This window comes from Mycobacterium sp. NGS62 (genome assembly GCF_059812285.1).
The window spans coordinates 113,369-126,941 of the sequence record NZ_JCALCK010000006.1 but is presented as its reverse complement, the minus strand read 5'-3'; the positions used below and the strand labels follow the sequence as shown (position 1 = coordinate 126,941).

The window sequence follows — 13,573 nt, the reverse complement described above, 5'->3', positions numbered from 1 at the left end:
ACTCGTTGCTGTGACCACCAGCCAAAGCAGCCCGGTGCAGATCGATACCGATCAGCGGCCTCTCGCGGCACCTCTGAAGCTGTCCTTCGACTACACCCGTTCGGTCGGACCTACCCTCAGCCAGTTCTTCACCGCCCTGCGTGAGCGACGCATCGTCGGTGTCCGGGGCTCGGACGGCCGGGTTTACGTCCCGCCCGCCGAGTTCGACCCCGTGACCTATGAACGATTGACCGAGATCGTACCGGTGGCCAGTGTCGGGACCGTGCTGTCGTGGACCTGGCAGCCCGCGCCTCTGCAGGGGCAGCCGCTGGACCGGCCGTTCGCCTGGGCACTGATCAAGCTCGACGGTGCCGACGTCGGCCTGCTACACGCCGTCGATGTTGGATCGTCCGACGCGAGCATTACCGGGGCCCGCGTGCATGCGCACTGGGTCGACCAGCCGGTGGGCGCGATCACCGATATCGCCTACTTCGCGCTCGGCGAGCAGACCGAACCCAGTAACCAAACTGCCGAAACGACCGACGACCGTGACCCGGTGACCGTCCAGGAAACGCCTAGCAGCATCGAAATCCAGCACACCGCTTCACTTCCCGAGACCGCGTTTCTGCGTGCCCTTGAAGAGGGCAAGCTGCTCGGCGCCCGCACCGGCGAGGACGGGAAGGTGTATTTCCCGCCGAAGGAGGCAGATCCAGCAACGGGCCGCGAACTCGACAACTTCGTCGAACTGCCCGACAAGGGCACAGTGACGACGTTCGCGATCATCAACATCCCGTTCGCCGGCCAGCGCATCAAACCGCCGTACGTCGCCGCTTACGTCCTCCTCGACGGCGCCGACATCGCCTTCCTGCACCTGATTCAGGAGATCGACGCCGCCGAGGTGCGGATGGGCATGCGGGTGCAAGCGGTGTGGAAGCCTCAGGAGGAATGGGGCCTGGGCATCGACAACATCGAATACTTCAAGCCGACCGGCGAACCCGACGCCGACTACGACACCTACAAACACCACCTGTAAGAGGGATAACGTGACCGATCGCGATGTAGCTGTCGTCGGATTCGCCCATGCGCCGCATGTGCGCCGCACCGACGGCACCACCAACGGCGTCGAAATGTTGATGCCGTGCTTCCATGCACTTTATGACGAACTCGGGCTTGAGCAGACCGACATCGGCTTCTGGTGCTCCGGCTCGTCGGATTACCTTGCGGGTCGGGCATTTTCGTTTATCTCCGCAATCGACTCGATCGGGGCGGTGCCCCCGATCAACGAGTCGCACGTGGAAATGGACGCCGCATGGGCGCTTTACGAGGCCTACATCAAGCTGCTGACCGGTGAGGTCGACACCGCGCTGGTTTACGGCTTCGGCAAGTCCTCCGCGGGCACGCTGCGCCGGGTGCTTGCGATGCAGACCGATCCGTACACCGTCGCGCCGCTGTGGCCGGACGCAGTGTCGATGGCGGGGCTGCAGGCCCGTTTCGGCTTGGACGCCGGCAAGTGGACTGCCGAGCAGATGGCGCAAGTGGCGCTGGACTCGTTCGCGGCTGCCGAGCGCACCGATTCGGAAAAGCCGGCGAAGAGCATCGACGAACTGCTGGCCCGGCCGTTCTTCGCCGATCCCCTTCGGCGCCACGACATTGCGCCGATCACCGACGGCGCGTCGGCGATCGTGCTGGCTGCCGGCGACAAAGCCCGCGAGCTGCGGGAGAACCCAGCCTGGATCACCGGGTTCGAGCACCGCATCGAGACCCCGATCCTCGGCGCCCGCGACCTGACCACCTCGCCGTCAACAGAGGCGTCAGCCAAGGCCGCGACGGGCGGAGATACCAGCTCGATCGAGGTGGCCGAGATCTACGCGCCGTTCACCCATCAGCAACTGATCCTGACCGAGGCGATCGGCCTGCCGTCGTCAACGAAGGTCAACCCGTCGGGCGGCACGCTGGCCGCCAACCCGATGTTCTCCGCAGGATTGGAGCGCATCGGCTTTGCAGCACAACACATTTTCGACCGTTCGGCAGGCCGGGTGCTGGCGCACGCCACCAGCGGCCCAGTGTTGCAACAGAATCTCGTCGCCGTGCTGGAAGGGAAATAAGATGGCAGGCCAGCTTGCGGCGGTGCTCGGCACCGGCCAGACGAAGTACGTCGCCAAGCGCCAGGACGTCTCGATGAACGGGCTGGTTCGCGAGGCCATCGACAAGGCATTGTCCGACTCCGGGTCGACCATGGAAGACATCGACGCCGTGGTGGTCGGCAAGGCGCCCGACTTCTTTGAGGGCGTGATGATGCCGGAGCTGTTCATGGCCGACGCCGTCGGCGCGACGGGCAAGCCGCTGATCCGGGTGCACACCGCGGGTTCGGTCGGCGGGTCTACTGGTGTGGTGGCGGCCAGCCTGGTGCAGTCGGGCAAGTACCGGCGGGTGCTGGCGATGGCCTGGGAAAAGCAGTCCGAGTCAAATGCCATGTGGGCGTTGAGCATTCCAGTGCCATTCACCAAGCCTGTCGGCGCCGGCGCGGGCGGCTACTTCGCTCCGCACGTGCGCTCCTACATCCGCCGATCCGGCGCACCAACGCACATCGGTGCCATGGTGGCGGTCAAAGACCGGCTCAACGGCGCCAAAAACCCGTTGGCGCATCTGCATCAACCGGACATCACGCTGGACAAGGTGATGTCGTCGCAGATGCTGTGGGACCCCATCCGTTTCGACGAGACGTGCCCGTCGTCCGACGGCGCCTGCGCGGTGGTGATCGGCAACGAAGACGCCGCCGACAAGCGGGTCGCCGACGGCCATCCGGTGGCATGGATCCACGCCACCGCGTTGCGCACCGAACCGCTGGCGTACTCCGGCCGCGACCAGGTCAACCCGCAGGCCGGGCGCGACGCCGCCAAGGCGCTGTGGAAGGCGGCCGGCATCACCAGCCCGATCGACGAAATCGACGCCGCCGAGATCTACGTGCCGTTCTCGTGGTTCGAGCCGATGTGGCTGGAGAACCTCGGGTTTGCCCCCGAGGGCGAGGGGTGGAAGCTCACCGAAGCCGGCGAAACCGCGATCGGCGGGCGCATCCCGCTCAACGCCTCCGGCGGCGTGCTGTCGTCTAACCCAATCGGCGCCTCGGGTTTGATCCGGTTCGCCGAAGCCGCCATCCAGGTGATGGGCAAAGCAGGCGATCACCAAGTACCTAACGCCCGGAAGGCACTCGGACACGCCTACGGCGGTGGTTCGCAGTATTACTCGATGTGGGTGGTGGGGGCAGACAAGCCATGAAGTACACCTGCAGCGTCGCGATGGGGCCGATCGACCAGCTGACCGAGCTGGCCAGAACCGCCGAGGAGGTGGGGTTCGACGCGATCGCGCTGCCAGACTCGCTGTTCTACATGGAAAAAGCCGCGGCCGACTATCCCTACACCCCGGACGGCTCGCGGATGTGGGACGAGAACACGCCGTGGGTGGACCCGCTGATCGCCGCCGGTGCGATGGGCGCAGTGACCTCGACACTGCGGTTCTACACCAACGTGATGAAACTCGGCTCCCGCAATCCGCTGCTGCTGGCTCGCCAGGTCGGCTCGGTGGCCAACCTGACCGGCAACCGGTTCGGCTTCGGTGTCGGGATCGGCTGGGCGCCGGAGGAATTTGAGTGGTGCGGGGTGCCCTACAAGCGCCGCGGCGCACGCGTCGACGAAATGATCGAAGTCATCAAACTGGTACTGGGCGGTGGGATGGTCGAATTCCACGGCGAGTTCTACGACTTCGACCGACTGCAGATGAGCCCGGCCCCCAGCCAGCCGGTGCCGTTCTACGTCGGTGGCCACACCGACGTCGCACTCAAGCGCGCGGCGCGCGTCAGCGACGGCTGGACCAGCGCCATGATGACCGCTGACCAACTCGCCGAAACCATCGGCAAGCTCAATGCTTTGCGCGCCGAATACGGCGGTGCCGACCAGCCTTTCGAGTTCCAGGCGGTATGCATCGACAAGTTTGGGGTCGATGGCCACCGCGAGCTCGCCGACATCGGCGTCACCGACAACATCGTGATCCCTTGGGTGTTCGACGGACTGGGCTTCGACGCGCCGCTCGACAAGAAGAAGGATTCGCTGAAGCGTTTCGCCGACACCTATATCCACTCGGGATGGCAACAGTGACAGACTCGCCCGCACACCTGGCCGGCAAGCGTTCCCGCGACGCGGTGATCGCCCGCGACAAGGCGGCCTGGCTGGAGGTTTTCGCCGACGACGCGAGCGTCGAAGACCCCATCGGTCCATCTCACTTCGATCCGGAAGGCAAGGGCCATCGCGGCCGCGACGCCATCTCGGCGTTCTGGGACAAGGCGATCGCCCCGACCGACAAGATCGAGTTCAACTTTGTCGACACGTTCCAGTGCGGCAACGAGGAAGCCAACGTCGGCAACATTGTGATCACCATGGGTGGGTACCGGATCACCACCGACGGCGTCTTCACCTACAAGGCCGACGACGACGGCAGACTGGTGGCACTGCGCGCGTACTGGGAGGTCGACCGCGCAACGGCGTCGGCGCGCAAAATCTAGAGCGGTTCCAAGCCGGTGAGGTAACGGCGGCCCAGGTCCTGATAGGCCTGCGGGTTGGCCTTCACCCACATCTCGGCCCCGGTGCCCGCGATCGGCCCCTTCACAGTGGCCGGTGCGCCCACCACCAGCACCTCGTCGGGGATCTTCGTGCCACCGAGCACCAGAGCACCGGCTGCGACCATGCTGCGTGCGCCGATCACCGCCCCGTCCAGGACGGTGGCGTGGTTGGCGATCAGCGCCTCGGCCCCGACGTGCACACCGTGGATGGTGCACATGTGCGCCACCGTGGCCCCCGGGCCGATGTCGACCGGGATGCCTGGCGGTGAATGGAGCACCGATCCGTCCTGAACATTGGCGCCCTCGCGCACGACGACCGGCCCGTAGTCGGCGCGCAGTACGGCGTTGAACCACACTGACGCGCCGGCTTCGATCGTCACGTCACCGATCAAGGTCGCGGTGGGCGCAACGAAGGCGGTGGGATCGATCTTCGGCGCGCGGCCTTCGAAGGAAAACAACGGCATCGTTCAGATATACCTCAGAGCGGGTAGGCCCTAGTGAGAGCGGCCATGATTGCGCGATCCGATAGAAAAACTGTAACGTGTTCTAGTTAGAAGCTGACAAAGTTGGAGGCGTGGCATGGCTACCGAGACGGCCGGCATTCGCGAGATCGACACAGGCACCCTGCCCGACAGGTACGCCCGGGGCTGGCACTGCTTGGGCCCGGTCAAGGACTTCCTGGACGGGCAGCCCCACGGCATCGAAATCTTCGGCACCCACCTCGTCGTGTTCGCCGACTCGCAGGGCGGACTGAACGTCCTCGACGGCTATTGCCGGCACATGGGCGGCAACCTGGCGCAGGGCACCATCAAAGGCGACGAACTCGCCTGCCCATTCCACGACTGGCGCTGGGGCGGCGACGGCAAGTGCAAGCTGGTGCCCTACGCCAAGCGCACGCCGCGGCTGGCCCGCACCCGTGCCTGGACCACCGATGTCCGCGGCGGACTGCTGTTCGTCTGGCACGACCATGAGGGCAACCCGCCGCCGGACGAGGTACGGATCCCGGAGATCCCCGAGTGGTCCGGCGGTGAGTGGACCGACTGGCGGTGGAACAGCATGGAGATCAACTCCAACTGCCGCGACATCATCGACAACGTCACCGACATGGCGCACTTTTTCTACATCCACTACGGGCTGCCCACGTATTTCAAGAACGTGTTCGAGGGCCACATCGCCTCGCAGTACCTACACAACGTCGGCCGACCCGACGTGAACGACATGGGCACCACCTACGGGGAGGCACACCTGGATTCGGAGGCCAGTTACTTCGGACCGTCGTTCATGATCAACTGGCTGCACAACAGCTACGGCGGCTACAAGGCCGAATCCATCCTGATCAACTGCCACTACCCGGTGACACAGGAAAAGTTCGTCCTGCAGTGGGGTGTGATCGTCGAAAAGCCCAAGGGCATGGACGAAGCGATGACCGAGAAGCTCGCGGATGCGATGACCGACGGAGTCAGCAAGGGCTTTCTGCAGGACGTCGAAATCTGGAAACACAAGACCCGCATCGACAATCCGCTACTGGTCGAGGAGGACGGCGCGGTCTACCAGATGCGGCGCTGGTATCAACAGTTCTATGTCGATGCCGCCGATGTCACCGCGGAGATGACCGATCGCTTCGAAATCGAGGTGGACACCACTGTGGCCAACGAGAAGTGGCACGTCGAAGTGGAAGAGAACCTCAAACGGCAGGCCGAGGAAGAAAAGGCCGACCAGGCGTCGTCATGACCGGCAGCGAGCAGCCGCCCAACGTCGACCAACTTGCCCGGTCGATGTTGGCCCTGCACGGCCCACACGACGACCATGACCATGCGCCGTCCGGCGATCCCGCCGGCGGACGCTGGGCGAAGGCACCGGATTTCGCGAACGACCCTCAGCGGGCCGCCGCTATCGCCGAATCCTCCCGCGCCGACCGCGAGCGTTACCTCTCAGCGGGCCTGGTGCCGGTGGACTGCCGGTTCTGCCACGCAACCGTTGCCGTCAAGAAGCTCGGACCGGGACACACTGCGGTGCAGTGGAATTCCGAGGCGGCGCAGCGCTGCGCATTCTTCGCCGACCTGCGCGCCGAAGGCGGACACAGCAGCCGCGCCCGGTCATGCCCCAAGCTGGCCGACAGCATCAAACACGCAGTCGCCGAAGGCTGTCTGGAGGAAGAGTCCAGCGCACCGGCCCCCGGCGACGGCTAGCGATCACAGCCCGGCGAAGCGTTCCCTGACCGCCTCGGCAGTCAGCCCGTAATCGGCCAGCGAATACGTATGTTTGGGCGCGCGCGGGCCGGTCTGGCTTTCGGCGTGGCTGAGTTCCATCGCGGCCCGCGCCTCATCGGTGAGCGTCAAGCCGAAGTGCCGGTACACACCTTCTGCGGTGCCGACTGGGTCCGCGACGAAGTCTGCGTAGTCCACATCGCAGAACTGTGCCGGATCGTACTCAGCCCGTGCCGCATTGAACCGCTCCAGCCCGCGTGACCACGTATCCATCGAGTCGTGTCCGATCTGAGCGCCGGTGTACGTGTTCGACCAGCCCTCGGCGGTGTGCTGGGCCAGCGAGCACATCGACGCCATGATCGTCTCGACCGGGCGATGCGTCTGCACCACCAGCGCGTCGGGATAGGTGGCCATCAGCGCGTCCAAGGCGAACAGATGGCTGGGATTCTTGAGCACCCAGCGTTTTCCGGGATCGTTGAGTCCGATCAACTGAAGGTTCTTGCGGTGCCGTCGATATGCCGGGCCCCAATCTTGGCCCGACAGCCATTTCGCGTAGCTGGGCAGGTGCGCCAGCGTCTCGTAGGACACCGAATGAAATGACTGCCGCAGCAACTGCCAGCATTCCTCCAATTCGTCGGCGGCCATGAAGTGCAGCCCCGTGTAGTCCGGGTTCTCGTTGTGGTGCTGGGTGAACCGGGCGTCGATTTCTCGGTGGATGGGGTTGGAGTCCCAGGTTTCCCGCGGCGGACGTGGCTGCGGGTATTCGGCCAGCCACATTTGCAAGCCTTGATGCGCGGGGTCGGCGCCGAGCAGGCGGTGTAGCGCAGTGGTTCCCGTGCGCACCAGCCCGGTGACGAAGATCGGCCGCTGGATCACAACGTCGGCATGCCTGGGGTATTGCTGCCAGGCGGCTTGGGACAGCAAGCGGGCCACCAGCGCGCCACGCAAAAAGAACCGGTTCATCTTGCTGCCCAGTTCGGTGAGGTTGGCCTCCCGCTGATAAGACTCGAGCAATACGCCCAGTGCTTCCCGATAGTTGTCGTCGTCGGTGCCGAAATCGTCCAGCCCAACCAACTTGGTCGCCGAGGCGTGCAAGTCGTCGACGGTTGCGACGTCGGTTCGCGAGGTCATCAGGCCTTGTACTCTCCGCAGTTGACGTCGAGCGTCTGTCCGGTGATGCCACTGGACAGGTCGCTGGCGAAAAACAGGATCGCCGACGCGACCTCGTCCTCGGTGGGCAGCCGCTTCAGGTCGGAGTTCGTGGCGGTGGCGGCGTAAATCTGATCCACCGTCGTCCCGTATTTGCCAGCCTGATGCGTGAAGTATCCCTTGAGGGTGTCGCCCCAGATATAGCCTGGTGCAACTGAATTGACTCGAATTCCGTCGTCACCGAGCTCGGTGGCCAGCGACTGGGACATCGCCAGCAACGCGGACTTGGCCATTTTGTAAGCGCCGTATTTGGCCTGCGAGTGCCGAATCACCATCGAATTGACGTTGACGATCGAGCCGCTCGACTCGGCGAGCGCGGGCGTGAATCGCTGGATGAGCCGCAACGCGCCGAGCACAGTGAGTTCGATGGCATCGCGGATATGTTGAAACGTGGTGCCGGCCAACGGTTTCATCGACGGCACCCGAAAAGCGTTGTTGATCAACACGTCGACTTTGCCGTAGGCGGCCAGCGAAGCTTCCACCAGGTTAGCCACCTGATCGTCGTCGGTGATGTCGGTGGAGACCGCCACCGCGCGCCGGCCGGTGTCGGTGATCTGGTTGGCGACGTCGTCGAGGCGTTCGACCGTGCGCGCCGCCAACACCAGGTCGGCGCCATCTTCGGCACAGCGCCGGGCCAGCGTGGTGCCGAGGGCAGGGCCCACGCCGCTGATCACCACGACCTTGCCGTCGAGCATTCCTGGCATCACTACCCCAGCATTCTGTTGGCGATTTGGTTTTGGCGCTGGGCGATTCGCGCGCGCCAGCCGTCCTCGGAGATCTTGTTGTGCTCGTAATGCGGCAGCGCGGCCGGGACGGCGTCGAAGTCGACGAGCTCGACGCTGGGTCCGTCCGCCTCGGCGAGCTGGCGTGAGACCCGTTGCCAGCGGAACTGTAGGAATCCGCGACGGTGCCCCAGTGTTTCGACCCAGTTGGTGACGCCGGGGTTCTGGTCGGCGACGACGATGCGGATCTTGCCGTCGGGATCTGCCTGAGCCTGAGCGGCATTCAGCGAGGTTTGGTGGTTGATGTAGTCCAGCGAGATGTACCACATGCTGCCCAGTTGGAAGCCGAGATACGGCGCGTCCGTCACCGGCAACGTGATGATCAGGGCCTGGTCGGGCCGTAGGTCGAAATGCCCGGCGGACGAGTACTGGGTTGACAAGCCGCCCGGCGTCAGCCGCGGTGAGACCATGGTGTTGACCGGGATGTTCAGATAGAACCACTGTGGGAACTGGATCCAGGTCTTTATTCGGTTGACGAGTTGCTTTCCTGCTGTGCTGTAACGCTTTTCGATAGTGGCGCGGGTCAGCGGCGGCGGCGCGGTACCCGCGGTGTCCAGGCGGGTGATCGCCACGGTGCCGCGCTGCTGCGACCAATCGCCGTAGACCTCGCGAATCACCAGCTGTGCGGGACCCGTCGGCCGCACCCGCCACTCGAAACTGCCGTCGTCGGCGATCTCGAGCTCGCGGTCGTCGAACGCGGCCTGGCTGGCCGGCACATTGTCGTCGGTGTATTCGCCGCCGAGCAATTGGAAGCTCAAATCCGTCGTGGTGCCGCGCGTGCCGGTGACCAGGTAGTCGTGGTTGGCATGCACCCGGCAGCCGAAGTAGAGGGTGTCCGGATTGTCCAAACCCATCTTGGTGAACGGACCCGTGCCAGAGAGCAGGAATGGGTGGTCGCGCTCATAGTCGAACGCCAGGTGCGTGCAGGCGGCGATACAGCCAGCCAGGTATTGCAGTCCTTCGAGCAGGTCGGCTTCGGTCTCGATGTGCGGCGCGGCCACCACGAGTTCCTCGGCCTCGGCGATGGCGTCGATGAGCGGCTGGGAGAACACGCCTAGACGCTAGAACGTGTTCTAGTTTTCGTCAATGGGCGAACATTCCGGGGCGTCGGCCGCGGCGTTCAACGACGAGCGCGACTCACTACGGCGCGCACTGCTGCGACAGGTCGATCAGATGCTGCCGCACATCGGGATGCCGGTTCAGGTAGTCGATGGCGCTGCCGTTACCGCCCTCGGCCCGCGATTTGGCTTGCAGTTGCGCGTGGAGGTCAGGGTGCCGCTGCAGGTACGCGTCGATGGAATTACCGACGGTCTGATCGCACGCGGGTTCCGCGTTGGCTGTGCCCGCCAAGGGCAGCGCGATCACGGCCGCAGCGGCTGCACTTAGTAGCCCCCCGGCGAGCAGGCCGTGCGGTCTGCGGCGAATGTGGTTGGAAGCGGTCATCGGCTCGGTCCTTTTGTGCGGTATTCCATCGCTCTATGTCTGCTAATCGAGGGTACTCGCGACAGCGTTAGCGCAGCTGGGCCTGGCAGGCCGGGAAATGCACCTGCGCCTGGCGTATCGAGCTGCAGGGGCTCGGCGCGGAGTGCGCAGCGGGCACCATGGCCACCACCCCGGCCGTCAGTAGCGCGCCGGCAAACATTCCGTAAAGCCCACGACGAAGGGCCGTCGCTGACATGTGCATCGGACTGCTCCTCGCTGTTAGCAAGATCCCCACCCGCCCACAACCATTGCCCGATGCGCCGCAGGCCAAACATGGATCGGTTGAGCGGTCGGCGTGAAACGACGACGCGGCGGGCGGTCGGCGTCGCCGGTGGCGTCATAAAGTTATGCGCGACAGGCGATGTGCAACGACGCGCTAGCGGCATCACGTCCGCCGGGTAGGAGGAGACATGCCGATATCGCCACAGATCTCGCTTCAGCTGCGCACCTTTACCGATGATCAGGACCACGCGTGGACTTCGACGCTGGCGTTGGGGCAGGCCATGGATGCTGCGGGCGTAGACCGCGTCGTGGTCTCTGACCACGTCGTGTTCGGCGAAAATCCGGACGCGTACAGCAACCCGGCGCTGGGTGGGATCGCCGGCGGCCGCCAACCGACAGGCCCCGATGGTCAGTGGCTCGAGCCGCTGACAGTGCTCACTGCGCTGGCGGCGATGACGACCCGCATCCGGCTCGGCACAGCGGTGCTGCTGGCGGCGCTGCGCCGCCCTGCTGTCCTTGCCAAGCAGGTCTCGACCCTGGACGTGTTGTCAGGCGGCCGGGTTGATCTGGGTGTGGGTGTGGGCTGGCAGCGCGAGGAGTACGAGGCAGCAGGCTTGCCGTTCGAGCGCCGGGGAAGGCTGCTCGATCACACGCTGGAAGTGTGCAATGCACTGTGGACACAGCAGCGCAGTTCCTATCGGTCACCCGAATTGTCGTTCGACAAGATTCACCAGATGCCCAAACCAGTTCAGGTTGGCGGAGTACCGATCTGGGTCAGTGGAACGGTGAACGACGCCGTCGCACGCCGGTTGAGCAAATTCGGTCGCGGCTGGATCCCGTGGGGCCCCGCCGTGAGCGATCCTGCGGGAGCGATCGCAGCAATGAAGGACAAGATCGCCGACCTCGGTGGCGACCCCGTTGACCTGCAGGTCCTCGGTCATGCGACCACCGTCAAGCGACCCGACCGTTCGGTCGACATAGCTGCGACCGTGGCATCGGCTGCGCCGCTGATCTCAGCCGGTGTGACCGATGTGCGGGTCACCATGTCGCTGCCGCGTGAGGTCAGCCGCGCGACTGATCTGCTGACCGGACTCGTCGAAGCGTTCCGCGCGGTTACGTGCTAGCAGCTTCTTCGCGCTTGATCTCCAGTGCGATGTCGATCAGCTGGTCTTCCTGGCCGCCGATGAGTTTGCGCTGACCGGCCCGGTGCAGCAGTTCGTGGGCGGGCACGCCGTAGCGTTCGGATTGCCGGATGGCGTGCTTGAGGAAGCTGGAATACACCCCCGAATAGCCCATGATCAGCGCGTTGCGGTCGAGCAGACATTCCGCGGGCATCGCCGGACGCACCACGTCTTCGGCGGCGTCGGCGATATCGAAGAAGTCGATGCCGGTCTTGACGCCGATCTTGTCGAACACCCCGATCAGCGCCTCGACCGGCGCGTTGCCGGCGCCGGCGCCGAAGCGCCGCACCGACCCGTCGATCTGCTTGGCTCCGGCACGGACCGCCTCGACGCTGTTGGCCACCCCGAGCCCGAGGTTTTCGTGCCCGTGAAAGCCGACCTGGGCGTCGTCGCCGAGTTCGGCGACCAGCGCGGCAACCCGGTCGCGCACGCCTTCGAGCACCAGCGCGCCCGCCGAATCGACCACGTAAACACATTGGCAGCCGGCGTCAGCCATGATCCGGGCCTGTTTGGCCAGCTTCTCCGGCGGAATGGTGTGGGCCATCATCAAGAACCCGACGGTTTCCAGACCCAACTCGCGGGCCAGGCCGAAGTGCTGGATGGATACGTCGGCCTCGGTGCAGTGGGTGGCGATCCGGCAGATCGACCCGCCGTTGTTCTGGGCTTCTTTGATGTCCTCTTTGGTGCCGACACCGGGCAGCATCAAGAAGGCGATCTTGGCTTCGCTGGCGGTCTCGGCGGCCAGTTTGATCAGCTCTTGCTCGGGGGTTTTGGAGAACCCGTAGTTGAAGCTCGACCCGCCCAATCCGTCGCCGTGGGTCACCTCGATCACCGGCACGCCGGCGGCGTCGATCGCCGCGACAATGGCGCCGACCTCCTCTTTGGTGAACTGGTGGCGTTTGTGGTGGCTGCCGTCGCGCAGGCTGGTGTCGGTGATGCGGACGTCCCACACCGGATTGAAGAAGACATCGGTGCTCATCGGGTGCCTCCTGCAGTGGCTGATAGTGATTCCTTGGCGATTTCCTCGCCGACCTTGGTTGCGGCAGCAGTCATGATGTCGAGGTTGCCGGCGTAGGGCGGCAGGTAATCACCGGCGCCTTCGACTTCGACGAAGGTGGTGACCAGCGCCTGCCCGCCGGAGTTCATCGACGGGTCGTCGAACTGCGGTTCGTTGAGCAACCGGTAGCCGGGCACATAGGTCTGGACCTCGGCCACCACGTCGCGAATGGACTGCGCGATCGCGTCACGGTCGGCGTCTTCGGGGATGGCGCAGAAGATGGTGTCGCGCATGATCATCGGCGGATCGGCAGGGTTGAGGATGATGATCGCCTTGCCGCGCTTGGCGCCGCCGATCGTCTCCACCCCCTTGGACGTGGTCTTGGTGAACTCGTCGATGTTGGCCCGGGTGCCCGGCCCGGCCGACACTGACGCCACCGACGCCACGATCTCGGCATAGGGCACGTCGACCACCCGCGACACCGCGTACACGATCGGGATGGTGGCCTGCCCGCCGCAGGTGATCATGTTGACGTTGGGGGCGTCCAGGTGCTCGCGCAGGTTCGCCGGGGGAATCACCGCCGGTCCGACGGCGGCCGGGGTCAGATCGATGGCCCGGATCCCGGCCTCGGCATAGCGCGGGGCCGCGTCGCGGTGGACATAAGCGCTGGTGGCCTCGAACACCAGGTCGGGCTTTTCGTCCTGCGCCAGCAGCCAGTCCACTCCTTCGTGGGTGGTCTCCAGGCCCAGTTTGCGGGCCCGGGCCAGACCCTCGGACTCCGCATCGATGCCGACCATCCAGCGCGGCTCCAGCCATTCCGAGCGCAGAAGCTTGTACAGCAGGTCGGTGCTGATATTGCCCGATCCGACAATGGCGACGGTTGCCTTGGACGGCATGTTTGC

16 protein-coding genes are annotated in these 13,573 nt (G+C 65.0%); 8 read left to right on the top strand and 8 right to left on the bottom strand.

Going from position 1 to position 13,573, the window contains the following annotated elements; translation table 11 throughout:
* Window positions 1–10: 10 nt before the first annotated feature.
* The 5 genes from AC5Y49_RS17130 to AC5Y49_RS17110 are packed head-to-tail and all read left to right on the top strand — an operon-like array spanning window position 11 to window position 4,534.
* Window positions 11–1,012, top strand: a complete 1,002-nt coding sequence (locus tag AC5Y49_RS17130; RefSeq protein ID WP_499889102.1) for a Zn-ribbon domain-containing OB-fold protein — start codon at window positions 11–13, stop codon at window positions 1,010–1,012.
* Window positions 1,013–1,022: 10 nt separating this feature from the next.
* The gene (locus tag AC5Y49_RS17125) at window positions 1,023–2,084 is read left to right on the top strand and encodes a thiolase family protein (protein ID WP_499889100.1); all 1,062 of its coding nucleotides are present in this window, start codon (window positions 1,023–1,025) and stop codon (window positions 2,082–2,084) included.
* A gap of 1 nt (window position 2,085) precedes the next feature.
* Complete coding sequence (locus AC5Y49_RS17120) at window positions 2,086–3,255, top strand: thiolase family protein (RefSeq protein WP_499889098.1); 1,170 nt, start codon at window positions 2,086–2,088, stop codon at window positions 3,253–3,255.
* Window positions 3,252–4,130, top strand: coding sequence for a TIGR03619 family F420-dependent LLM class oxidoreductase (locus AC5Y49_RS17115; protein WP_499889097.1), 879 nt, complete (start codon window positions 3,252–3,254; stop codon window positions 4,128–4,130). Before AC5Y49_RS17120 ends, AC5Y49_RS17115 begins: the two co-directional genes overlap by 4 nt.
* The gene (locus tag AC5Y49_RS17110; protein ID WP_499889095.1) at window positions 4,118–4,534 is read left to right on the top strand and encodes a nuclear transport factor 2 family protein; all 417 of its coding nucleotides are present in this window, start codon (window positions 4,118–4,120) and stop codon (window positions 4,532–4,534) included. Before AC5Y49_RS17115 ends, AC5Y49_RS17110 begins: the two co-directional genes overlap by 13 nt.
* On the opposite strand, the gene AC5Y49_RS17105 is transcribed toward AC5Y49_RS17110, so the two are convergent.
* Entirely contained in the window at window positions 4,531–5,055 is a 525-nt protein-coding gene (locus AC5Y49_RS17105; protein WP_499889091.1) for a gamma carbonic anhydrase family protein, read from the bottom strand. The genes AC5Y49_RS17110 and AC5Y49_RS17105 overlap by 4 nt on opposite strands.
* A 115-nt stretch (window positions 5,056–5,170) precedes the next feature.
* Here AC5Y49_RS17105 and AC5Y49_RS17100 point away from each other — a divergent pair, with 115 nt between their 5' ends.
* Both AC5Y49_RS17100 and AC5Y49_RS17095 read left to right on the top strand, forming a co-directional pair.
* On the top strand, window positions 5,171–6,322 hold the full coding sequence (locus AC5Y49_RS17100) for a 3-ketosteroid-9-alpha-monooxygenase, oxygenase component (RefSeq protein WP_499889090.1): 1,152 nt from the start codon (window positions 5,171–5,173) through the stop codon (window positions 6,320–6,322).
* A complete protein-coding gene (locus tag AC5Y49_RS17095) occupies window positions 6,319–6,780 on the top strand; it encodes a hypothetical protein (protein WP_499889088.1) in 462 nt (153 codons plus the stop codon). Before AC5Y49_RS17100 ends, AC5Y49_RS17095 begins: the two co-directional genes overlap by 4 nt.
* A 3-nt stretch (window positions 6,781–6,783) precedes the next feature.
* Here AC5Y49_RS17095 and AC5Y49_RS17090 read toward each other — a convergent pair whose 3' ends face one another.
* From AC5Y49_RS17090 to AC5Y49_RS17070, 5 genes are all read right to left on the bottom strand, one after another.
* Window positions 6,784–7,929 carry a sulfotransferase family protein gene (locus AC5Y49_RS17090; RefSeq protein ID WP_499889087.1) on the bottom strand — a complete coding sequence of 382 codons (1,146 nt, stop codon included), beginning with the start codon at window positions 7,927–7,929 and terminating at the stop codon, window positions 6,784–6,786.
* A complete protein-coding gene (locus AC5Y49_RS17085; protein WP_499889292.1) occupies window positions 7,929–8,711 on the bottom strand; it encodes an SDR family oxidoreductase in 783 nt (260 codons plus the stop codon). Before AC5Y49_RS17085 ends, AC5Y49_RS17090 begins: the two co-directional genes overlap by 1 nt.
* 2 nt (window positions 8,712–8,713) lie before the next feature.
* The gene (locus AC5Y49_RS17080) at window positions 8,714–9,841 is read right to left on the bottom strand and encodes a hypothetical protein (RefSeq protein ID WP_499889085.1); all 1,128 of its coding nucleotides are present in this window, start codon (window positions 9,839–9,841) and stop codon (window positions 8,714–8,716) included.
* A gap of 88 nt (window positions 9,842–9,929) precedes the next feature.
* Entirely contained in the window at window positions 9,930–10,232 is a 303-nt protein-coding gene (locus AC5Y49_RS17075; protein ID WP_499889084.1) for a hypothetical protein, read from the bottom strand.
* A 67-nt stretch (window positions 10,233–10,299) separates the two neighbouring features.
* Window positions 10,300–10,473, bottom strand: a complete 174-nt coding sequence (locus AC5Y49_RS17070) for a hypothetical protein (RefSeq protein ID WP_499889082.1) — start codon at window positions 10,471–10,473, stop codon at window positions 10,300–10,302.
* A 208-nt stretch (window positions 10,474–10,681) separates the two neighbouring features.
* Here AC5Y49_RS17070 and AC5Y49_RS17065 point away from each other — a divergent pair, with 208 nt between their 5' ends.
* The gene (locus tag AC5Y49_RS17065; RefSeq protein WP_499889080.1) at window positions 10,682–11,617 is read left to right on the top strand and encodes a TIGR03619 family F420-dependent LLM class oxidoreductase; all 936 of its coding nucleotides are present in this window, start codon (window positions 10,682–10,684) and stop codon (window positions 11,615–11,617) included.
* Here the strand turns inward: AC5Y49_RS17065 and dmpG are convergent.
* Window positions 11,607–12,653 carry a 4-hydroxy-2-oxovalerate aldolase gene (gene dmpG, locus AC5Y49_RS17060; RefSeq protein ID WP_499889078.1) on the bottom strand — a complete coding sequence of 349 codons (1,047 nt, stop codon included), beginning with the start codon at window positions 12,651–12,653 and terminating at the stop codon, window positions 11,607–11,609. The two genes, AC5Y49_RS17065 and dmpG, sit on opposite strands and share 11 nt — an antisense overlap.
* Window positions 12,650–13,567, bottom strand: coding sequence for an acetaldehyde dehydrogenase (acetylating) (locus tag AC5Y49_RS17055; protein WP_499889076.1), 918 nt, complete (start codon window positions 13,565–13,567; stop codon window positions 12,650–12,652). Before AC5Y49_RS17055 ends, dmpG begins: the two co-directional genes overlap by 4 nt.
* Window positions 13,568–13,573 lie beyond the last annotated feature (6 nt).